Consider the following 21,907-nt stretch of genomic DNA (forward strand, 5'->3'; position numbering starts at 1 on the left):
ATATGTAATTAACCTAATTTTCTAATTATTCAAAAAATAACTCTCCTTTTTTAACATAATACATCCCTGTCATCGATTTCTTAAGTTTCTTTTGAATATTCTTAATCTGCATCGTTGTTTCAGGATACGCCTTATAAATGGCTTGTATCTCGCCCTCTCCCTTCGTCTCCAGGAAAGAAACAATCACTTGTCTTTGCTTTTCCAACATGAACACTTCTTGAGCAAGCTTCTCTTGCACATCCAAATTGTTTTCATACTCTTTTAAAGCATTAACTTTATCATCAGACTCTCCCTGAAGATTGAAATAGGTTTCATATACTTCTAATTCTCTACTTACTTTCTCTAATTCAATCAATCGTTTTTTATAGTCTTTCAACAAATCTTCTAATTGTTGTTTCAATTCTAATCGATTAAAACCTTCAATTTTAATCTCGGTTTCACGTTCATATTTATTGCCAATAAAAGCTGATATAACCTGGACCTTTGCTTTGACACTTCCGCCAATTATCTTTCCTTTATGCTGATCTAAGACAACTTTTTTGGCCATCAAATCACTTCCGATAGAGTAATATCCAATATTTATTTCATTACCAGCGACAATTGTACATTCATTGGCATGCTTTATATACACGTTTTGCGCAGCTTCGATGTAAGCTTTTCCCTTACCAAATATGCCCCCTTGTATATATACATCTCCTTCTCGAGATATGATCTTATCTATTCCACCAATACCCAACGGGTTTAATATCGAAATATCCTTAGTTGCGGTAACTGAAAAACTATCAGTAACCGTCCCGGTTATCTTGATGCTCCCATCAAATTCAATATTTCCAGTGTCTACGCCAACATCCCCCGTAATCACTAACATATCATCTACTTTAATTTTTCCATTTTCAATGACAACTGCTCCATTTTTCTTTGCGTATAGCGTAATGACGCCATTTTCTTTTACTTCCCTAACAGATTTAGGATCGAACTTGAATAGAGATTCGTTTCCTTTTTTGGCTGGGAGTATCTCACCAGTAACTGTCCGGCCAGGGGTACCTTCTGTTGCTATAATTTTTTCACCTAACCAATCGCCTTTCACTACTTCATCAATAAGATTCATCTCGTAAAAATTAGCCGAACTATCTTCATTAATTTGTGGTCTTTTTTCTGAGAGCTCAATATATCTGACTTGTGCACCTTTTCCATCAACCGGCTCAACACCACGCGCAATAACGACCTTTTCGTTAAAAGGAAGTTCTTTTTTAAGGACTTCGGGTAATATACCTTCCGTCACTCCTGCTGTTTCCAGCGCTTTTAATATTTCAGATACCATATGTTTATGATCGTATACTTCAATTTCTTTATCTATCAAGTTCAATTTTATTGATGCTTCAAGCAAGTCTTTTGAAAGAATCACTTCAATAATGGGTTTGGCTTCGCCAATGACTACCGGTTCATTTGCAGCATTCTCTATCGCTTGTTTCAGTAGCATAAAGTTAGTAATCTTGATCATCGGAAGTTCTACTAAGATCGGATTAAGATCTAGTAAATTAAACCCTTGTTTACTAACCGTTATCAAGAGTGAATTTCCCTCTGCAAACAAGCTGAAATATTCATGATCGACTAGTTTTCTTTGTGTTTTATCTGTATCCATATACCCTACCCCTTCACTAGAATACTTTCGAAACATAAGAATAAATGAGTCTTTTGGTTTGTGACAATAGTTCCATCATTTTCTATACCTAGTATAATATGATCATTAATAAATTGATATAAATTATTGCAAAAAAAAGCTGGACAAAATCGCTTTCTATATGGGGATATATGCAGATTTGACACAATAAAGGGCATTATTTACTTAAAAATGACACATTTTAAGATTAATTAAATATTTTAACATTTACTATTATATTTAAAGGCTTATTGTTAACAATGAGATTATCTTGAAAAATGAGGAGATTTCTAATCCGGAAAAGTGAAGCAAGGACATGAAAGCAGGAAAAGGGGACATAACAGCTCGTGAAGTGGGAAGCTTGCGAAATAAGGAATAGATTGGTCAACTTTAAAAGAGCGGAAGTTCATCTTTCTCACTCCCACCCTACTCACCATATTTTTTTATAAAAAGGCTCGCTAAATCAATACGCATGCTCTCTACTAACTGTCTAACTAATGAGCCTCTTATTAACCATTAATATATTTCGCTTTATTTTTATCTGTTATTTCCTTGTTTTGATCTTTATCAAACCCTATTACATATACATTGTCTGAATTAGTTTGTACATATATTTCATAGTAGTTTTGAGGCTCATCTTCAAAAATAACTTTTGCGTAATATGTTCCTTGTTTCCAATCATATAAAATTTCTTTTTCTTGAATGATAGATTCATAATTGTTTTCAACAATATACGAATCTATTATTTCAGTATTTTCTTTTTTCTTATTAAAAAAACTCATAAATATTGTACCGCCTGTAATTAGAAATAAAGCAATAATTATTATAAAAATATACCTGGTTTTCTTTCTTTTAATTATTGGCATACAGCATCAATCTCCTTTATATTGTAATCAATACCAAAAAATAAAAAACATAGCCGCGGGGGGGTATGTCTTGTTAAAACAATTATATTATTTACATCTTTTGTATTATTTGGATATTTATTCGTTTACTCTAACACATCTTTGGCAAAAAATGCGATTGATGAAAGTGTTAATTTTTCTAAAGAAAATTACAAATACGGATTTACCGAATCGAAAACTTCAAAGGATCCTACCTATTTGTTCTAAAATTGTATGGCAAGCTTATAACGCTCAAGGTAAAAGCTTCACAGGAATAATTGGTTCATATCAATTACCCAATAAAATCACTGGAGCAAAAGCTCTTCGTATAATGTAATTGTAAATTAAATTATTAGAGATAGAGAGTAATATGAATTAATCTATTACACTCTATCTTTTTGTAACAGTCTGTTTCTTTGGATGTTAGGAAGAAATATCTGTTTTTAACTGTAAGTTGAAACATTGTAAACAATAAAAACTCACAACTAATTGTTTTTAGTTTAACAGATCACATAAACTCTTCCTTCGTCTCCTATCTGAATGCATTGACCGTTCACATTCACTCTCACCAAAATTGTACGTCTTTACATAATGTTTTGCAAAATAATTCCTAATCCCCTCACAACTGTTGAAATCTAAAAAGTCCACCTGATATTCTCTTGAGATCATCCTTTTTCATTATACGCTTCTAAATCGTCATTTTTGAATTTGGCTATGGCTTCTTTGAACAATCCGAAATAAACAAGTCGTTTTCCTTCAAATGCCCGATTAGGGACGGTGATCTATGATAAACGTGATCACCATCTATATCAAAACTCATTCAAGAGTAAAAGAAGCTAAGCTTGCCCGACCATTACCCGTATAAGTTAAGTAAATGGACTGAACGCCATCTGGAATGGCCACTTCTGATCGATATTCTGTCCATACATTGGTAAAGGCAACTGGAATGGTCGTTAGTGCTTCTCCATCCCACGATGTTTTCACTTCAAACGCTCCACTGCAATAGCCCCTCACCTTAATAGTGATCGCTTTAATGCCTTGGCAATCAAAATATTTAAAACCTGCTGTAGCCGATTCTGTCATATTAGCAATATAACCTACCTCTTGGTCGCCGTCCTTACCATCTTGCGTAATTTTAGGAAATTGAGAATCCATCCATAAATCACCTGTATACATCGCCTCATCCTTACAGAACAGATGACATGCAATATAGGCTGGGTACTCACCCCTACCAGCAAGCGGACTACCATTAGAACCACAGGAAGTCATTTCTACTTGAGGAATCGTCCCATCGCTTAGTATCTCAATCGGCTCCACACATCCTTGTCGACTGAAATTTGATCCGTTCGTATGGCGATGATAAAAAATATACCATTTCCCTTTTATATCAACGATACTCCCATGATTATTACCACCATAGTACATCGGTTTTTCAGCGGGCTTATACGTATCAATATGAAGATCATTGTTGCTTACAATCACCCCGCGATAAACAAAATCCTTTGTCGGGTGCTTGCTTGTCGCATAGCACAATTCATGCATGACAATGGAGGAATAAATAAGATAGTAAGTATCACCTTTTTTCCTAATCGAGGGTGCTTCGAAAAATTCGTGCCCCTCAAAGCCACTACCCGCGCTATAAGGTTGACTCGGCACGACAAATACCGGTTCCTCTAAAATCGTTAGCATATCTGCCCCAAGCACTGTTGCCATCGCCCCACTTCTTGATCGATCGCCCGGTCCACAAAAACCCGTATAAAGATAGGTTTTATCGCCTTCGGTTAATACACCTGGATCAAATTGAGGTTCATCACCTATTCGTTCTCCTAAGCATGTACCATCAGCATAATGAACATAACCATAAAATTTGTATTGCCCAGCAGGTGTATCTGATACCGCCACGGAGACGATTGGAACCTTGTCTAACACATAGTACAAGTAATATCGACCGTCTGGCCCAACAGTGACATCCGGCGCATAAAGACACATGTTAGCTGCTGCATTCAATGGATCATCGATTTTTTTATAAATCACACCTTCATAGCTCCAATCCGCTAAATTATCGGTAGGCGCAGACCAGCAGACGTAATCATTAAGACAATACGCATGGCCGTTAAAACGATCATGAGATCCATAAACATAAACACGGTCATTAAAGACATAAGGTTCACCATCAGGAATATACTCCCATGAGGGGAGATAAGGGTTAAATCCTTGTTTTTTCATAAAAAAAGCACCACCTAAATTTAATTTTTAACTTCTTAGACCATCATTAAACAGCTTTGAATGTCCAGTATTTTATTTCGATATTTTTTGATGATACACTTTATTAATTACTTTCCCCTATTTCCACAACAAAGAAAGCGCTATCAAATAACGGCGCAACAAATATTAATAAACTACGACCTCCTTATATGCCTTGTGGCTTCTTTTTCAAACGGTTCACTATTCTTTACATGCTTCTTCAAATCGATTAAAAATTTATCTAATACTCTTAAGTTACCGTATAGCGGAAATTATTTCAAGATTGTAATGGATGCTTTTCTATTTGCTTGTCTGATTTACAAGCCAAGAAGGCCTATTCTAACTATTTCATACCCTTCCAGATCATTCTCATTGCACTAGACCAAAAGCTAAAAAAATATGTTTCACTTACAGGATTATAAAAAAACAATAACTTTACGAGCATTAAACCTATCATATAAAACCACTTTTTTATACAAACCTAAGCATGTCTACCCTTTGCTAACCACTCAATCTAAACGATCATGCTCCCTAAATATATATAATGAAGCAGATTTTCCGTTTTCTACAAAATGCAAAACAGCCATAGTCCTTTTGAAATAAGGGCTATGGCAAAATATTGAGCTTGGGTCTCCACAAGTTACATTTATAAAATCATTACAGACAACCAAGCCCTGTCCTTAACGCTATAATTCCATTTATATTTTGAGAAATCACTTTCATTTGACGTGCCAGATGCCTACCTGGCATATACTTTGCTATTTGCTACTTCTCTATTTCATTATAAGAAATTAATCGATTGATATGAATGTGACTTTAAATAATACTTATATTAAATTGGTTTTGATTTGAAGAGCTATTCATTCTTAAACCAAAACTCACTTAAGTTGGCTCCACCACTAGTAGAAACAATATAAACATCATGAACACCACGCACGCTACTATCTAAATTCGGAGTGCCATTCCATTCGTAACTTGACCAACCTCCCGTCGGTCCGTAGTTGACTGTCCCAATTCTTCTACCGCTCGGACTACCAATTCTTATATCAAAGCTTCCTTGAACAGATGATGCGTAACTGACCGCAAACGCATTATAACCAGTAGAAAAATTCACATTATTAAACTTGATCCAATTGCCCGGGCTGAAGGATCCTACTCCACAATTCCATGACGTAACACCTCTTGCATCATTAAAGTCACATGCTCGCAATTGAAAATCTTGAGCTACTCCCGGGGGTTGTTGACCACCACCTGTAGTTGGTGTATATCGAACCCACTCATAATAGGCATTTGCATTTTGCCCCGTGTAACGTCCCGCCCATTCATCGATACCATAGGTATTCCAAATGTTCATCATTATTTTACTTGGACTGCTAGGTATATTTTCTGTAGCTGTAGCAACTAATCGACCATTAACATACCAACGAATATAGTTTGGCTGCCAATCAAATGCATATGTGTTAAAACTTTGAGAAGCATCAAAACCTAAATCATAAAGAATTTCATTTCCACCAACACCGTTTGTGTAGTAATTAAACTGGACTTTTGTCGTATCGTTCCCTAAAAATTCTATATCTATTTCATCCCAAGGCGCGCCGTTATAGGATGGTCCAGTATATGTGAAAAATGAGGAAATCACGCCAGATACTTTTGCCGGCCTCATTGACACTTCATACAGTCCATACCCATAAAAATTATGCGTTGTATACTCGCCACTTTCATAATTATATGGACGTGCATACGCGTCATTTCTACGCAATGATAATTCTAGCACACCACCGCTAAAATTCACTCGATTAGCACTCCAATGCGAGCCGAAGAAAACGTCATTATTTCTCCAACCATCAGACATTTGCCAATTGTGAGAATCATGGTTATTAAAAGGGGCAAATAAGCTATCTCTTGTGACTGGATTGTTAGCGTGGATTACTGTAGGCAAAGATAACATAAATAGCGTAAAAATAAATACAATAACACTTTTTTTACCTTTAATCATAACGAATCACACTCCTATTTAATTTTATTTTTCAGAAATAGCAAACTGCAGTTAATTCTAATTAATGTGTCAGACCAAACTAAATTTAATTTCCTTGACCGCGCTTTTAAACTGTTAGCTTTGAAAACAATAAGTTTGAGTTGGAAAGTAAGTAGTGGTCGTTTTATGGACAGTTAGCTCTGATAAAGTAAAGACGAACTCAAATCACCGATAACCTTCTAAATCATCTTTAGACTGATGAAATGTAATTTTAGCATCCCTCCTTAACATATATTTGGCTTAAAATCACTATGGAAACTAACAATGACGTTCGGTCACCTTGCATATACGTGTAGACTGAAGTTCGCTAACTAACGCGCGTTAGTTAGTGGGTAAGAAAAATTAAGAATAGACTTGTAACTGCAAGGGTGTCGTTAAGCAATCGCCAACAATCAGAAAGCGCTTTCATTAATGATATTAAACTATTACACAAAACTTTTCAATCTTTTTTTGTAAAATTTTCCGAAAATTAAAGTGGTGCACGTGATGCTAGCATGACAGCTTATATTTAAAGCACTTTTGCTAATAATATGATGGTATAAAAATTAGGAATGGAGGGTTTTGGTGCAACCACCTAAGAAAAATTCAAAAAATACAGCTTCCAAAACAAACGCTACAAAAGTAAAGCAAGAAATTCAAAAAGATGTCAATGCAGGACAAGGTGACATAACCGCACGCGAAGCTGGGGGATTAAAACACAAGAAGTAAACAACAAGGGGAGGAGGTTACTTAACTTTTCCCCTTACTAAACGCTCTTACCTACGTTTCCAATTGTAAGACGTTTTACTATTAAAAATACGGTAGCTATCACTTTATGATTGCTACCGTATTCTCGTCATTTTTATTCTTTATAGGCTTCTTCAAATGCTTCCAAAAACTTATCTGGCAGCCTTAATTTACAGTAATTATCGACTATTTTCAGGCTCTCCTTTACAGATTGCTCATCGCTGTTTAATGAGCAAGTTTCGCCTAGAAATTCAGTTATATTCGCCTCTTGGTTTCCACATACTATGCCCGCACCAAAAGTACCATAGCGTTCATCTAAGTTACATTTAAATAGAAAGGAATTGTATAACATACATGCCACTTCGTTTTCATTAGTATTTATATACAACATATCTGCTTTATAGCTAAAGAAAGTTTCCACTATTTCATACAGTTTATGAATTTCCATTACTTCACCTCATTTGCTTATGATTTATTTAGGGAGCATTCTCATTGTGCTTGAGTCATAGATATAATTATTTCGTTTAAGATACTTATACTCTAAACCTAAAAAACCTTTATCGCCCACAGGATTATGAGAAAAATGAACTGTTTTACGCGCATTGATCACATCATCTAAAAATGCCTCATTATACAACTTAAACATATCATTATCTGTTAAACCTTGGGACTTTTTAACTTCTCCCCATTGTGCACCTAAATCGAAATAAGTATGGTCTTTTCCAGCACGTGTTATATAACTTGTTTGTCCACCACCATCATATTTACCCAACATCACTTTATTTGCATTCGCATTTTTAACACTGGTTTCGTATACTTCAGTGTACGCTTTAAAATCAATTTTCTTTGCTTGACTGGGTAGTCCAGTTAGTTTTTTGGGTTTAAACGCATTATTTATTCCTCTCAACATATCTGGTGCAAATGGAGCAGCAAATAAGGTTGATCCTAAAATACCTTGACTAAGACTCGCACTGCGCTGTTCGGCTGTTAATTCATTGCCAAGAACATCTTTACCGGTAATATATTCTGAGAAACCATTGGCGGCAGCTAAGCCGTAAAGTCCCATCTCTGCCTTTTGAATCGTCGAAAAGGTATTCGCCGTTTTATAAATATCAAGGCTTGTGTTAACGGCTTTGACCCCTTTAGTGGTTGCATATATGCCTTTGCCACCTTTGATCGCTTTGCCTGCCCAACCGACAAATGGGATAAAGCCAGCAGCGGCTAGACCGGCATACGCGATGCGTTGACCCGCGGTATATTCAACGCCGGTGACCGGATCGACCCCTGTGGAGGCGCGGATCGAGTCGTAATAACCAGTCGCTTCACCAACAAAGGTTTTCGTTCCGTCCCAAAGGACTTCATACCAGGCACGGTCTTGCAGTTCTCTCGCATGGGCTTGTTCTTGTTTGTGGTTGAGATATTCGGCAGTGTAGGCTTCGGCATCCTCAATATTTTTGTAGACGTCGCTATTGTGATAAGCGTTGGCATCAAAGTGAATCGTTGACACGTCGCCACCTTGCAACGTTGCTCTAAAGAGCTCGTCAAATAATTCCATTAAGAAACTTTGTTCCGGTAAAGAGGCATGATATTCTTCACTTAATAATTCATCGATATCCTCAACTGCTTCAATCGTTTCCACCCGCTTCTGATGCAAACTGCTCATCTGTTGGTCAAATGCATCTCTCGAAAACGGACGGAGGGTCATAATGTCTTCGATCCCACTAAAAATCTGTTCTAATGTTTGTTGTTGATCACTGATCATTTCATCAGCCTGGACTTCACGTCGGGCAAGATCTTCACTTAAAAACGGGCTATCTACCTTGGTTTGACCACCTAATTCAAAGTCAGATAAGGTACCTGATACCCCTTCAAAAAAGGCAATTTGATGATCGATAAAACGATACCATGCATCGATCACATCCATTTGTCCTTGATAGAAACCTTTAATCGCTTCAGCCCCGCGACCTTCAAAGCCCTCTAAACCAACGATTTCTTCAAAGGAGTGGCGAAGCTGTTCAAATTGTTCTCGATAATCTTGGTAGTGCTTGACTCTCGCCTCCATTGTATCACGTAATCGCTCTGCATTTAACTGTTTCATCGGACGTAGCCTCACTTAGAAAAGATAAGAATCATCTTTTGTTTGGATATTTTTTATCAGTGGCGATCTTTTTTTCCTACCTTCTTCATTTAGGCTATTACACGTCGTTATTGATCAGCTGAGCTAATCAATCTGATTAGATTGTAATAACTGCTTATAAACTTATACTAATCGAACTGTTTTTTACCGTAAATAGGAAAAATGCTTTGTTTTTTAACCACTTATTCTAAAGTGAGGTTTTTTTCTCAGGCCTTAGGAACTAGTTTTTCAGGAGGTTAACTAACTAAATTTATTATGCTCAATTATTCACATTTGTAATTTACTGGTTTTTTTAATTACTTCTAAGTTTAAAGTTAACTACTTAACATTTCTGTTTTCATTGTATTTCACTCCAGTCGTGCGTGATTTAAATATTAATTTGTGTTACTTCTCCCAAATTAATTCTGCACGTTCTAAAATCGAAGCCCAAGAATCTTTTCCAGCAGTGACTTTTTCTACATCAAAATCTACATAATAAACAGCATCAATTTTGTCACTTTCCACAAGAATAAAAGTATATTTCTGCTCATTAGACCTTTTTTCATTATTAAAAAGATTCCTTGAAGGCGATTCGGTCATTGTTTTTGTATAAAAAATAAAACTCACATTCCTCTTCTCTCCATCAATTTCAAATGTCATAGGGTGCGTTTCATTAACACTTGCATAGCTTTCACCAAAATAATGGAAAGCCAATTGATTATCATCTTGTTTTTCAACTTTAAATAAATCTTCCGAATAAGGAATAACTGTTTCATAATAAAAAGCATAGGCAAATGCCCCGAATAATATGAGCACCGTAACAAAAATGGAAGCAATTGAGATGATGACTTTTTTCTTACGCCATGTCTTATTAAGCTTTTGAATAATAGGTGCTTTATTTTCTGCTGGAATATACAATTTACGCTTCATTGTTTCATATTCCTTCTGGCATTTTTCACAATGCTGTAAATGCTGGTCTACCATTTCTTTTGTATCTTGACTAACGATCTCATCAATATAAAGCGGTAAAATATCTTGTATAATTGTACATTTAATCTCTTTCATCATTCTTCTCCTCCATATACTCGATAATTTGTTTTCTCGCTCTGTAATAGGTCACCCTTGCCCATCCTGCACTTTTTCCAAAGAGACGCCCGATTTTCTCAAAGGATAATTCGCCAAAAGTACGCAGTGAAAAGACCTCCTTATATGGATCAGTCATCGAGTGAAGAAACTGATGAACGATGAAGGCGTCTTCCTCATTCATCAAATGATTCACAATTTGCACGCCCATACATGATTCTCCTAGACTATCTATATCTATTTGTCGTTTATTTCTTTTGTAGTGAGAGAAATATGTATTTCTTGCGATTGTAAAAAGCCACGCTCGAATATCTCTAGAACCATCGAATTTTTCGATTGCTTTTAACGCCTTAAAAAACGTATCTTGCGTCATTTCTTCGGCTATACTCTCATCATGACTTAATGATTTGATAAACAAATAAACTTCTTTAAAGTATTTTTGGTAGATTTCCTCAAGTTACGAATAAAAAATGAGAAAACATAAAATCTTCAGCGTTCTGCTAGTCGCGCAAAGAAAATTCAAGCACTGAAGTTAAAGGTGAAATAATTGCAATAAGACTCAAATTTCTGTAAAGAGAGGATTTATTGTACAAAATACGTTTTATTCTATTAAATATTGGAAAAAATGACACTATAGTTTTATATTTTGTAGGATAAAGAACTGTAGAAAAGTGGTGTAACAATGTTTGAATTTATAAAAGAAATACTAATAACCTTAGGGAGAATAACAACTATTTTACCATTATTATTGATCATAACGATATTTATGGGAAAGCGGGCAATCGGGGAATTACCTATCTTTGACCTTTTGATCATCGTCATACTAGGAGCAGTTGTCGGTGCTGATATCGCAGACCCTGATATCAATCATTTTCCTACTGCTATAGCAATTATCGCAATTGGCATTATTCAAAAGGTTGTGGCGAAATGGAAAATCTCCAATCGAAAAATAGGTCGATTAATTACATTCGAACCAACTGTCGTTATCCAAAATGGGAAACTTATCAAAAATAACCTTAAGAAGATCCGTTACTCTATTGATAATATCCTTCAAATGCTTAGAGAAAAAAATGTATTTGATATTAATGAAGTGGAAACAGCAATTATTGAAGCAAATGGGGCTTTAAGTGTGTTAAAAAAACCACAAAAAAATACAGTAACGTTGGAAGATATGAAGATTGTAAAAACAACACCTTCGATTTCCTTTCCCGTTATCTTAGAAGGGACCATATACTCAAATGTCCTAAGAGATTTTAACTTAAATGAGACATGGTTAGAACAGCAATTAGCCTATCAAGGCGTTAACGAGATAAGTCATGTTTTTTTTGCCTCTATAAATCGCAAGCATGAATTACACGTTTCTTTAAAAGATGAGCATACTCTAAACATTCCACCTATAAAACACTAACTTGTCACTGACTTTATGTAAAAATTTGACTAACAAACAAAAAACAGAATGCTAGGATGTTGATTACTTGACTGCTTCACTTAACCTTAATGAACCACCAATCACAAGAGCGATTTTATTTTTTCCGTGAGTGGCGAGTTGATCTAGTTCTTAGGTAATCTGTTCTGAGCTCAGCTATTTGCCTTATGGATTAGTGATCTCTTATTGCTCCACTTAAAGCGAAATATTTTCCAGGGAATACGATGTTCTAAATTTTTAATCAACAAAAAGAGCAAAGCGATAGCGACTAAATGTCTGACCATCCCTTTGCTTGTCATTGTTTGCTATTTATTTTTGCGTGTTTTAATACGTGCCCTCGACATCTAGCGTGACATTTTCGCTTTTTTTCGTGAATGTCGAGTTAACGATACGCTCCTTTAATTTTTCATAAAACAGGGCTTCGTCTAGTGGGAGCTCTACCCAATCGTCTGTCCACGCCGACAAGTGCATGGCGTTGGAGATTGTTAAGCCGTTGATGCCTTCTACGCCTGGTGCTAACAGTGGGGTGCCGTTCAGGATCGCGTTTACCCAGTTTTTCAGGATGCCAACATGCTGTTCATTTTCGCCGTGAATTGGGACGTCGCACTTCCAGCATTCTGGACTGCCAAAGCCGCCTTTGAACTCTTGGTTGAATTGGCTTTCTGGTATACGAAGACGCCAAAAGGTGAGTTTGCCATTCTCAATCACGATTTTACCTTTGTCACCACTGATTTCAAATCGGTTTGTTCCCGGTGCTTCCCCAATACTAGTTACGAACAGACCAGTCGCACCATTTTCATATTCAACATATGCGGTCACGTCGTCCTCTACCTCGATGTCGCGGTACTTGCCAAATGACATGAACGAACGGACGCGTTTAGGCATACCACAAATCCATTGCCAGAGATCGAGCTGGTGTGGATCTTGGTTGAGTAAAACACCGCCACCCTCTCCACGCCAGGTTGCCCTCCAGTTGCCGGCATCATAATAACTTTGTGGACGGTACCAATTGGTAATGATCCAATTTGTTCGCTTGATGTCACCGAGCTCGTTGAATTCAATCAGATCCTTGACCTTTTGATAGAGCGGGTTCGTTCTTTGGTTGTACATAATACCAAAAACTTTATCGCTCTGTTCTGCAACTTGGTTCATTTCTCTTACTGCCTTTGTATAAACGCCAGCTGGTTTTTCAATTAAGGTATGGTAGCCAGATTGTAAGGCTTGAATGGCTAAGCTCGGATGATCATAGTGCGGCGTTGCGATAAAGACGGCATCACATGCTTTGGCTGCAAACAGCTGCTCTGGTGTTTCAAACCGTTGGATGCAATCGCCAAACGTTTGCTTAGCCCAATCTAATCGTTCTGAGTTGATATCACAGACGGCGGTCAGTTCAGCGTTCGGAACGTGATGGTCGAAAAACTGTCTTGCGTGAAAGCTACCCATGTTACCAATGCCAATAACGGCGATACGTACGTTTTTCAATGCCCTTCCTCCTCACTATTTTTCAATCTGCTTCAAGAGCTTCTTCAACGCTTGTACGGCTACCGCAAAGCTCTTCGCTCCGCCTTCTGGTAAGTGAAAGCCTGGCGAATCTTCTTCTAACGCATCAAAGCCTTTGAAGTTCCATAGATGCGGTTCAAGCGATAGAAAGCCTTCAAAGCCAGCTTCGTATAGCTTTGTTAAAATTTCTTTCACATGCCCGTCCCCTTCTCCGGCTGGGACAACGTGGTGGTCGCTATAAACGGCATCCTTTATATGAATATAGATCGTGTAATCCTTAAGTAATTCAAATGCATCCGGGTAGTTGTTCACATCACACTGAACAAAATTTGCAAAGTCAAAAATGCCTTTTACATAATCGCAATTTAACGTAGACAGCAGGTCATGACAATGCTCTGGCGTATCACCATAGATGCCTTTTTCATTCTCGTGAAGCAGGACAATATTATAGCCTTTCGCTGCTTCTACAAATGCTTGCCATCTTCTGATCACCTCATCGCGATGGTCGGTGTGATCATCCTCATGTGGAATGAAAAAGCTAAACATTCTAATATAAGGGGCATTCATTAGCTTGGCAATTTCTAACGTATGCTTGAATTTTTCTAAATGTGGTTCAAATGCATCGGTGATTTTAATTTTCCCAATTGGTGAGCCAACTGCTGACAGCTGAAAGTCTCGCTCATCTAGCTGACGTTTGATCTCGCGCACACCATCCAAATCGTAATCAACTAGAGATTTTCCATTGATGCCCCGCATTTCAATATGCTTAATGCCGTGCTGTTCTAGGACATCCATCTGCGTCTTTAAATCCTGATCAATTTCATCTGCAAAAGCTGATAAAGTGAATTTACCCATGTATTAGCATCCTTTCAAATTTTGATTTCCTCTCTCTACCTGTATTTTATTGCATGTCCGAGCGAAATAGCATTGCCTTTGTTGCTTTATAAGTTGCAAATCTTGCTTTTTTTACATTGAAGTAAGCCTTTACATAGAGTAAAATTAAGGTGGAGGTGCGGAATGGACAAGCAAATTTTGCATTATAGTAGTCGCCCCTTTTCATTTAGGCATATGGTAACGGAATCGCCAAGCGATATTGCGACACATATTCACGATTGCTATGAGCTATTCTACTTTAATTCGGGGGATTTAACTTATTACATTGAGGGACAAGCCTATCAACTTCAGAAACATGATTTAATCATGACGAATCCAAAGGAACTGCATCGCGTGGTGTTCAATTCAAAGGCAACGTATGAACGGAAGTATATCCATTTTAAGCCCGACTACGTGTCCCCATATCAAACCGAGCATTACAACCTGCTTTCCTATATTGAAAAGCGCAAGCTAGGACATTTAAATTTGATTCCTGCCGAGAAGGTACTGAAGCATGGCATTAAGCAGCTATGGGGAAGGATTGAACGCGCATCAATGGACCCAACACCAGAAGGGCAGATTTTAATGAAAACGTATTTTATTCAAATGCTCGTTACCATTAACAAGGTACTCGCATCATATCGAAATCCGCTAGCCGATCACCATAAATACGATCAAAAAATAGTCGCTATCCTTGAGTTCATTAATCAAAACCTTGATGAAAAGATTACCTTAAATGTATTGGAGCAACGTTTTTATGTCAGTAAATATTATCTATGTCATATTTTTAAGCAGACAACAGGGTTCACGGTTATTGAGTACATTACCTATAAGCGGGTTATGAAGGCGTCTGAACTGCTTATGTCAGGTATGACTGCACTCGATGTTGCCCATGCAGTCGGCTTTGGTGATTACTCCACTTTCTATAAAGCGTTCAAAAAAATAACCGGCTTATCACCTAAGCTGGTTATCAATAGTCGAACCTAATAGATCAGTAGTGGGTGAGACCACCCAATTTGGAGATCACTTGTCAGGACATCAGATGGGGACACTTTAGCTGACATTCTTTTTATTTTTAAAAATATGGGTCAATTTTACGATGTCTTGGCTGATCAGTACGCGTCCTTCTGCTTGCCAATAGCGAAATCCTAGCCCAACCTGTACCGCTCCAATAACAAAGAATAACAGATGGAGAAAAACAACATCAGAAAGTACATAGCATTGAATGATGATCCATAAGCAAAGGATCACCCCCATAAGTACACTTGTATAGCTGTAAAAGAGCCATTTTCTGACTATCAGGATACTGGTCACAATATTACCACCACCAATAACTAAGAACAGGAATAATCCCGGAATCAGGAAGCTATTAAACGGACCATTAACTAAAGCATCAGCAGGCATCCCCATCGGATTGAACGGATCTAAAATTGCCGGAGTTCCACCTGCTAAAGCCCCTATGCCAACAAAAAAGTGCAGCAACACCAATCGCCACTTTTTCCGCATCTTTTTCACCTCTTTTTATCCTTATTATAACAAGCAACACCCCGTCGTTAGCCTTTTTTCGCAGACGTTCACAAACTTGACACAGGATGGAGTTTGACATGAATGGAATAGTTTTAATTGACATACTGGCATGTCTATAAAACGAACCTTCAACCAGTGGACTTATTCGTTCTTTTCCCACTGATTGCTCGCTGAACGAATTAGAACATTTGCGACCGTTAGCTCGTGCCTAACCTGCTCGCTATTTTAAGGGGGATGTTTTACGGACAGTTATCTGTGATAAAGTGAAACTTCAATCAGTGGGAGTTTTTAGGTATTCCCCCACTGATTGTTAGCCCTAAAGGATGACCTAAAGGCCCTTGAACCATTCGGGGTGCTAGCGTCCGTTACTCCCACTTAAACATCTTGGTATTCTCCTTGTTTTGAAGTGGAAGTCTTACGGACGCTTGCTCCGGGATAAAATAATCGTCGGTAAGACATTGCCCTAACTAAAGGGCAATTAAGCTTTAAGGGCGTAAAAAAACAGGGCATAACTTACATACCCTGTTTGAATAGGCTTCAGTTAGCGTGAACCACCACCACCGCCGCCGAAGGAGCCGCCGCCTCCACCGAAGCTGGTCGCACCGCCACCTCCACTGGCTGAATTAACCGCGCTGCTATAGCCGCTTGACATATTTCTCGAGAAAATATGCATCATGTATATATCAGCATAGGAGATATGTCCTTCCTCAAAATAGGTCGGATGAAAGTCCTTTAATTGTTCGGCAACCTGCTCGGCAATGCCATATAGACTCGCCCAAATCAGCAGCTCATCCCACAACGCAACCTCTTTTGCTTCCCTTTCGTCCAACAATGAAAAGTCCCTCAAATAATTTTCAAATTGGACGATATGATTAAACAGCTGCTCGCCCTTCTCGGTTCCCTTCGTCACCTTTGTCTTCATATTTCCTAAATACGTTACCTCTATTTCATTAAGGTAAAACTGATCAATCAACATTTGCTTTGATTTTTTAGGCAAATCAGTATCAATAGCTTGAATTTTTTTATAATTCTTTTGTGCCCACTTTTTCAGCTTACTATCACTGACAACCCCATCATCATTAGCGGCAGAAGCAAGGATCTTCCAAAAGCGCCGCTCAAATTTATGAGTAAAGGATTCCCTTGGATCAAGCTTAATTGACGTTTTTTCATTCTTAAAAACTCGGCCCGTTTCTTGATGTGAAATCGTCACATATCCTTCTTTTAACCATTTCAGCATAAAAGCATTAAAGTAACCCTCCATGCCACCTTTACCAACTTCTTTCAGTAGATAAGCAATATCGGTAACAGGACCGTCTCTATACGGCACATCACGATGATACTGATCCTCATTCATTTGCTTACGCTGCTTGCCCGTTATAAGTGGTTTGGCGCGTTTGACTGCGCGCGAATAAGAGCCACCAAAAACAAGTGCGATAAGCGCCACGAACAGAACACCACCACCAAGTGCAATAACTAAAATCATGCCTGTTTGATCATCAGAGCTATCAGTATTATAAGTACTCTCATCTGTTGCTAGCTTTTGCTGCTTACTTAACGTTTGGTCTAGCGATAAATTCGGTTGAAACGGGCTGTCCAAAAATTGCATAAGAATGGTAATATGATGTGAATCAGATAGGGCAGCGTTTGACCAACCCACTAGTTCACCATCTTCCAGGTAAATTTCACCGTCAAAACCAAACCCCCAAATCCGTGTATCATCCGTTGTAAACGGCTCTGGTCCAGTAATTGTGATCGTCACTTCTTCAGGATTAATATTGTTTTGCCCATCAAAAAGCTGCCAATTCATCCCTTGTCCATCCTCAAGCTGACGGACCATATCCGTAATCGTATAGGTAACCGTGTACTCATGCTCCCCATATTCACCAATTCCCCAGCTTAACTCTTGACCATTGCTCGTCTCAACAACACCGTATTTACCGGCTTTTTCCTCACGACTCGCGTCAATATCCCAGTTTGGTTCATAGGTTAAAGGCTCGCCAAAATCACTGACATGAAAGTCAGTCACCTCTGATCCACCCAAGTTTTCCATTACAATATAAATTTCCGTATCCTCTGTTAAATACATCTGTCGGGTTTCAGTAATAATACCAGAACCATCCTCCTGCAATTCAATAGAGTAGTCGAGTGAAGACATTGAATTGGCAAAAATGCGTGTTGAAAATGTCACACTAAGCGCAAGTGTGACGGCTAATGCGATAAGAACTTTCTGAACATTTTTCCTCATTAAATCAACTCCAGCTTGGCATGTCAGTTTTTGTCTCTGTGTTTTCGAAATAAGCTTCTTTCGTGAAGCTAAACAGCGAAGCAATAATATTTGAAGGTACAGATTGAATGATTCTATTATATTTTGTTACCGTATCGTTAAAGATCATCCGTGATTGACGAACCTGCTGCTCGTATCGATCAACATTTTTTAATGTCTCCTGATAAACTGTGCTTGCTTTTAAGTCAGGATAGCTTTCTCCAATCGCAAGTAAGCGACCCATTGTTTGATTAAAAAGCTGATCATCCTTATTGACTTCAGATACAGAAGCATTCTGTCCGAGTGAAGCACGTTGTTCTGTAATCGATTCTAGCGTTTTCGCTTCATATTCAGCATATTGCTTCGTGCCTTCAATCATATTTTGTAACGCATCCCAGCGCGACTCAATCTGGGCTGATATTTGCCCCATCGAATTACGGACAAATTCTCTCGCACGAATCAGCTGATTGTATGTAGAAATCGCCCAAAGTACTACTACCACAACTAATAACATTAATAAAATAAACCCAATGTTGTTTGCTAAAAATCCCATGATAACGCCCCCTTAATTGCCATCGAGAATAAGCTTTAAATCTTATCCACAATCCGCCCTTATTACCTCTATACCCTTTTTATATGCTTTGCTAACCTGATTATAACCTAAGTTAGCGCTTGTTGGGCGATTATGCGCAGTTTTTCTTTAGAGCTTCATGTGATGAGCTGATTCATTTCACTCAGCAAAGAACCCTCAAAAGTTAGACTAAAATCTAACTTTTGGAGGTTCTTTATATGGTGAAATATAGTTTTAAGTTTAAATTAAGCATTGTATAAGGCGCAACAACAACTATAGAAAGAGATCCTCCTATCGAAAGATATTCACTTACAATGAAAGAATTAACAAGAAAAGTGTGTGCTGCGTAAACCTTTTTTAATACAGAAGTAAAAGCTTTATAGTCTTTCCCTGGAACATACTTAATCGAGCTTCTAATGAGCTATGCTAAAGTACCGTCTCAGACCCTATTCTAGCACAACTCGTATCATGATAGATACCTATCTAATAATTACTGACTATGCTTAAGATATTTATTAAAGATCTGATTTAAGAGACGTGAATGCATATAACCAACAAGTGAAAAACCAATAAAAAGAAAGAAATAAAGCCCAAGTAATAAGAGCTCAGCAGACAATAGCATAATGCCAATCGGCACTACGCTAATGCATGCAATGCTTAATGTTCGAAATATATTATCTGCTATCATCTTCAAAACGTTTTTACTGGCATTTCGAATCGAATCATGAAATTTTGCAAAGTAGGGGTAAATCAAGGTCGAAAATATAAATATAATGATGGACATAATGATGAGTGAACTATTTACCATAGGTTTAAAGACACCTTGGTAGCTAGGATACAGCACGATATTTGTAATCAATACACTTGAAATGAGTAAGATCAATAGATTCATAACTGTGCTCTGCTTCCAATTCTGTTTAAAGGTCCGTGTGTAGCAAACAAAAATATTTTCTTCTCGATTTACATCATAATTTAATAGAACACCATAAAGTGCACTTAAGGCAGCACCTAAAGTAAAAATCGGCAGCGCAGTAATAATAAATAAAAAATTAACGATCATGAAGTCAGCTATCACTGCCATCGTACGGTAAAACGGTCCATCCATTTCAAATAAATTAAACATCATTCACACCTCATTAAGTAGACTATCAATGTTTGTTTACTCTTTAACTGAGCCAACTACAATCCCTGTTATGAAGTATTTTTGTAACAATGGGTAAATAAGAATTAATGGGATACTTGATACGACAATTTTTGCTGCATTCAAGTTTCGATCCGAAACACCCATAAGTTCAGACAAATTGGTTGAATTAATTCCTTGCTGAATCATCTGTTGAATATCAACCGTTAATGACTGAATATAGGTCATCAATGGATAGTTACTCGTTCTTGTCATATAGATGAGACCAGAGAAAAAGTCATTCCAGCTCCCCACAATACTAAATAAGGCTACTGTTGCTAATGAAGGGATCGAAATTGGTAAATAGACCCTTAATAAAACCTGCATTGGTGTGGCGCCATCTATAATAGCTGCCTCCTCTAAAGCCTTTGGAACCCCTCTAAAAAAGTTCATTATTAGAATCACACTAAAGACTGGTACTGCACTAGGCAATACAAGCGACCATATTGTATTGAGCAAACCTAGATTGCGGACAACCAAATAAGTTGGAATCATCCCACCATTAAAGAGCATTGCAAAGATTAATAGGTTCATATAAATGCTACGCCCTTTAAATTCAGACTTTCTTTTTGACAGTGGATAGGCCATTAAAATAATCAAAATCATATTCAATCCTAATGATAGAAACACGCGTTGTACTGAAATACCGAAAGAGCGCCAGAACTGTGGATCGTCAACGAGCATTTTATATGGTTCTAACGTGAAATTTACAGGTATAATCCCCACCGCATTTGCCGTTACAGCTCCACTGCTACTCAAAGAGATTGCAACAATATTTAATAAAGGAAGCAGTGTTACTAATCCAAGAAAAATAATAATCAAATATATTAATGCTTTACCGATCTTCGCCGATAAACTTTTATTTTGAAGATTCATAATATCCCTTCTCTCTAGAATAGTTGCCGTTCTGTAAATTTCTTTGCTGTTTGATTAGCCGATAGAATTAAAACTAGACCTATAATTGACTTAAATAAGCCTACCGCTGTACCAAAGCTATAGTCACGCCCCATGAGTCCTACCCTATACACATACGTATCGATAATATCCCCCGACTGATAAACCACTGGCGAATAGAGGTTATAAATTTGATCAAAGCCACCATTTAAAATATTCGGCAGACTTAGAATCGCTAGTAATAAGATGATCGGGAGCATTCCCGGTAAGGTGACATGCCAAATACGACGCCACCAGTTTGCTCCATCAATGCTAGCCGCTTCATGTAAGCCTGGATCAATGGAAGTAATAGCAGCTAGGTAGACAATCGAATTAAAGCCAAAGCTTTTCCATACATCGGTCCCAATTATTAATGGTCTAAAGAGCTGATTACTCCCTAGAAAATTCAAAGGCCCGACGCCAAAGTTCTCTAAAATATGATTGACACTTCCGTCTAGATTGAACATATTGACCACAACTGAAGCAAGAACCACCCACGATAAAAAGTTGGGTAAATAAACAATGGTCTGAACCGACTTCTTCAGCCAGCGAACCCTAACCTCATTCAGAAGGATGGCAAAGACAATCGCCAATAGCGTATTAAAAATAATTTTACCCCCTGCGATCACAATTGTATTTGTAAATACACGTCCGATGCTTGGTAGTGAAAACATATAAGCAAAATGCTGGAAGCCAACAAAATCCGAATGAAATATCCCTTTTGCTGGCACATAGTCTTGAAAAGCCATAACTAAGCCAAACATCGGTGCATAATTAAAGATAAGTAGAAAAACAATCCCAGGAAGTATCATCAAATGATAGGTTAGATTAGAATTAGTTAAACGTTTTGAAGCAGTCCTTTTTCTTTGTTGCATGATTCTAGCCC

20 protein-coding genes and 1 pseudogene are annotated in these 21,907 nt (G+C 37.6%); 4 read left to right on the plus strand and 17 right to left on the minus strand.

What is annotated here, in order from left to right; translation table 11 throughout:
- Positions 1 to 25: 25 nt before the first annotated feature.
- Together JOE23_RS07175 and JOE23_RS07180 are read right to left on the minus strand one after the other, a co-directional pair.
- Positions 26 to 1,642, minus strand: coding sequence for a FapA family protein (locus tag JOE23_RS07175; protein ID WP_204437046.1), 1,617 nt, complete (start codon positions 1,640 to 1,642; stop codon positions 26 to 28).
- A gap of 527 nt (positions 1,643 to 2,169) precedes the next feature.
- On the minus strand, positions 2,170 to 2,526 hold the full coding sequence (locus tag JOE23_RS07180; RefSeq protein WP_204437048.1) for a DUF3139 domain-containing protein: 357 nt from the start codon (positions 2,524 to 2,526) through the stop codon (positions 2,170 to 2,172).
- 70 nt (positions 2,527 to 2,596) lie between these two features.
- Between JOE23_RS07180 and JOE23_RS07185 the strand changes: the two genes are divergently transcribed.
- Positions 2,597 to 2,881, plus strand: coding sequence for a hypothetical protein (locus JOE23_RS07185; RefSeq protein WP_204437050.1), 285 nt, complete (start codon positions 2,597 to 2,599; stop codon positions 2,879 to 2,881).
- Between the two features lie 479 nt (positions 2,882 to 3,360).
- On the opposite strand, the gene JOE23_RS07190 is transcribed toward JOE23_RS07185, so the two are convergent.
- From JOE23_RS07190 to bglS, 3 genes and pseudogenes are all read right to left on the minus strand, one after another.
- Positions 3,361 to 4,770 (minus strand): family 43 glycosylhydrolase, encoded by a 1,410-nt coding sequence (locus JOE23_RS07190; RefSeq protein ID WP_204437051.1) that lies wholly within the window; start codon positions 4,768 to 4,770, stop codon positions 3,361 to 3,363.
- 874 nt (positions 4,771 to 5,644) lie between these two features.
- Entirely contained in the window at positions 5,645 to 5,998 is a 354-nt protein-coding gene (locus JOE23_RS18165; protein ID WP_239585325.1) for a carbohydrate-binding protein, read from the minus strand.
- Positions 5,999 to 6,043: 45 nt separating this feature from the next.
- Positions 6,044 to 6,784, minus strand: a pseudogene (bglS, locus tag JOE23_RS18170) (beta-glucanase); the annotation flags it as partial.
- A gap of 603 nt (positions 6,785 to 7,387) precedes the next feature.
- Between bglS and JOE23_RS07200 the strand changes: the two are divergent.
- On the plus strand, positions 7,388 to 7,531 hold the full coding sequence (locus tag JOE23_RS07200; protein WP_204437054.1) for a hypothetical protein: 144 nt from the start codon (positions 7,388 to 7,390) through the stop codon (positions 7,529 to 7,531).
- 133 nt (positions 7,532 to 7,664) lie between these two features.
- Here the strand turns inward: JOE23_RS07200 and JOE23_RS07205 are convergent, their stop codons facing one another.
- From JOE23_RS07205 to JOE23_RS07220, 4 genes are all read right to left on the minus strand, one after another.
- Positions 7,665 to 7,997 (minus strand): hypothetical protein, encoded by a 333-nt coding sequence (locus JOE23_RS07205; RefSeq protein WP_204437056.1) that lies wholly within the window; start codon positions 7,995 to 7,997, stop codon positions 7,665 to 7,667.
- 24 nt (positions 7,998 to 8,021) lie between these two features.
- Positions 8,022 to 9,647: a ribonuclease YeeF family protein gene (locus JOE23_RS07210; protein WP_204437058.1), complete on the minus strand. Its 1,626-nt coding sequence runs from the start codon at positions 9,645 to 9,647 to the stop codon at positions 8,022 to 8,024.
- A 423-nt stretch (positions 9,648 to 10,070) separates the two neighbouring features.
- A complete protein-coding gene (locus JOE23_RS07215; RefSeq protein WP_204437060.1) occupies positions 10,071 to 10,730 on the minus strand; it encodes a zf-HC2 domain-containing protein in 660 nt (219 codons plus the stop codon).
- Positions 10,717 to 11,196, minus strand: a complete 480-nt coding sequence (locus JOE23_RS07220) for a sigma-70 family RNA polymerase sigma factor (protein ID WP_204437416.1) — start codon at positions 11,194 to 11,196, stop codon at positions 10,717 to 10,719. The genes JOE23_RS07215 and JOE23_RS07220 overlap by 14 nt, the downstream gene beginning before the upstream one ends.
- A 234-nt stretch (positions 11,197 to 11,430) precedes the next feature.
- Between JOE23_RS07220 and JOE23_RS07225 the strand changes: the two genes are divergently transcribed.
- Complete coding sequence (locus JOE23_RS07225) at positions 11,431 to 12,156, plus strand: DUF421 domain-containing protein (RefSeq protein WP_204437062.1); 726 nt, start codon at positions 11,431 to 11,433, stop codon at positions 12,154 to 12,156.
- A 342-nt stretch (positions 12,157 to 12,498) separates the two neighbouring features.
- On the opposite strand, the gene JOE23_RS07230 is transcribed toward JOE23_RS07225, so the two are convergent.
- Both JOE23_RS07230 and JOE23_RS07235 read right to left on the minus strand, forming a co-directional pair.
- Positions 12,499 to 13,656: a Gfo/Idh/MocA family protein gene (locus JOE23_RS07230; protein ID WP_204437064.1), complete on the minus strand. Its 1,158-nt coding sequence runs from the start codon at positions 13,654 to 13,656 to the stop codon at positions 12,499 to 12,501.
- A gap of 15 nt (positions 13,657 to 13,671) precedes the next feature.
- Positions 13,672 to 14,529, minus strand: a complete 858-nt coding sequence (locus JOE23_RS07235) for a sugar phosphate isomerase/epimerase family protein (RefSeq protein ID WP_204437066.1) — start codon at positions 14,527 to 14,529, stop codon at positions 13,672 to 13,674.
- Between the two features lie 162 nt (positions 14,530 to 14,691).
- Here JOE23_RS07235 and JOE23_RS07240 point away from each other — a divergent pair, with 162 nt between their 5' ends.
- On the plus strand, positions 14,692 to 15,534 hold the full coding sequence (locus tag JOE23_RS07240; RefSeq protein ID WP_204437068.1) for an AraC family transcriptional regulator: 843 nt from the start codon (positions 14,692 to 14,694) through the stop codon (positions 15,532 to 15,534).
- A gap of 66 nt (positions 15,535 to 15,600) precedes the next feature.
- Here the strand turns inward: JOE23_RS07240 and JOE23_RS07245 are convergent, their stop codons facing one another.
- The 6 genes from JOE23_RS07245 to JOE23_RS07270 form a co-directional block, all read right to left on the minus strand.
- Complete coding sequence (locus tag JOE23_RS07245; RefSeq protein ID WP_204437070.1) at positions 15,601 to 16,053, minus strand: hypothetical protein; 453 nt, start codon at positions 16,051 to 16,053, stop codon at positions 15,601 to 15,603.
- A 562-nt stretch (positions 16,054 to 16,615) separates the two neighbouring features.
- The gene (locus JOE23_RS07250) at positions 16,616 to 18,319 is read right to left on the minus strand and encodes a DUF2207 family protein (RefSeq protein WP_204437071.1); all 1,704 of its coding nucleotides are present in this window, start codon (positions 18,317 to 18,319) and stop codon (positions 16,616 to 16,618) included.
- A 4-nt stretch (positions 18,320 to 18,323) separates the two neighbouring features.
- Positions 18,324 to 18,890 (minus strand): LemA family protein, encoded by a 567-nt coding sequence (locus JOE23_RS07255; protein ID WP_204437073.1) that lies wholly within the window; start codon positions 18,888 to 18,890, stop codon positions 18,324 to 18,326.
- A 508-nt stretch (positions 18,891 to 19,398) separates the two neighbouring features.
- Positions 19,399 to 20,031, minus strand: a complete 633-nt coding sequence (locus tag JOE23_RS07260) for a DUF624 domain-containing protein (RefSeq protein ID WP_204437074.1) — start codon at positions 20,029 to 20,031, stop codon at positions 19,399 to 19,401.
- Between the two features lie 36 nt (positions 20,032 to 20,067).
- Positions 20,068 to 20,964, minus strand: a complete 897-nt coding sequence (locus tag JOE23_RS07265) for a carbohydrate ABC transporter permease (protein WP_204437075.1) — start codon at positions 20,962 to 20,964, stop codon at positions 20,068 to 20,070.
- A 14-nt stretch (positions 20,965 to 20,978) separates the two neighbouring features.
- Positions 20,979 to 21,896, minus strand: coding sequence for an ABC transporter permease (locus JOE23_RS07270; RefSeq protein WP_204437076.1), 918 nt, complete (start codon positions 21,894 to 21,896; stop codon positions 20,979 to 20,981).
- Positions 21,897 to 21,907 lie beyond the last annotated feature (11 nt).

The sequence above is a fragment of the Amphibacillus cookii genome, from assembly GCF_016908375.1.
Taxonomy (GTDB): domain Bacteria; phylum Bacillota; class Bacilli; order Bacillales; family Amphibacillaceae; genus Amphibacillus_C; species Amphibacillus_C cookii.

Coding starts and splice junctions, on each gene's coding strand:
- JOE23_RS07175 (WP_204437046.1), bottom strand. CDS start 1,642: ATGGATACAGATAAAACACAAAGAAAACTAGTCGATCATGAATATTTC.
- JOE23_RS07180 (WP_204437048.1), bottom strand. CDS start 2,526: ATGCCAATAATTAAAAGAAAGAAAACCAGGTATATTTTTATAATAATT.
- JOE23_RS07190 (WP_204437051.1), bottom strand. CDS start 4,770: ATGAAAAAACAAGGATTTAACCCTTATCTCCCCTCATGGGAGTATATT.
- JOE23_RS07205 (WP_204437056.1), bottom strand. CDS start 7,997: ATGGAAATTCATAAACTGTATGAAATAGTGGAAACTTTCTTTAGCTAT.
- JOE23_RS07210 (WP_204437058.1), bottom strand. CDS start 9,647: ATGAAACAGTTAAATGCAGAGCGATTACGTGATACAATGGAGGCGAGA.
- JOE23_RS07215 (WP_204437060.1), bottom strand. CDS start 10,730: ATGAAAGAGATTAAATGTACAATTATACAAGATATTTTACCGCTTTAT.
- JOE23_RS07225 (WP_204437062.1), top strand. CDS start 11,431: ATGTTTGAATTTATAAAAGAAATACTAATAACCTTAGGGAGAATAACA.
- JOE23_RS07235 (WP_204437066.1), bottom strand. CDS start 14,529: ATGGGTAAATTCACTTTATCAGCTTTTGCAGATGAAATTGATCAGGAT.
- JOE23_RS07240 (WP_204437068.1), top strand. CDS start 14,692: ATGGACAAGCAAATTTTGCATTATAGTAGTCGCCCCTTTTCATTTAGG.
- JOE23_RS07245 (WP_204437070.1), bottom strand. CDS start 16,053: ATGCGGAAAAAGTGGCGATTGGTGTTGCTGCACTTTTTTGTTGGCATA.
- JOE23_RS07250 (WP_204437071.1), bottom strand. CDS start 18,319: ATGAGGAAAAATGTTCAGAAAGTTCTTATCGCATTAGCCGTCACACTT.
- JOE23_RS07255 (WP_204437073.1), bottom strand. CDS start 18,890: ATGGGATTTTTAGCAAACAACATTGGGTTTATTTTATTAATGTTATTA.
- JOE23_RS07260 (WP_204437074.1), bottom strand. CDS start 20,031: ATGTTTAATTTATTTGAAATGGATGGACCGTTTTACCGTACGATGGCA.
- JOE23_RS07265 (WP_204437075.1), bottom strand. CDS start 20,964: ATGAATCTTCAAAATAAAAGTTTATCGGCGAAGATCGGTAAAGCATTA.
- JOE23_RS07270 (WP_204437076.1), bottom strand. CDS start 21,896: ATGCAACAAAGAAAAAGGACTGCTTCAAAACGTTTAACTAATTCTAAT.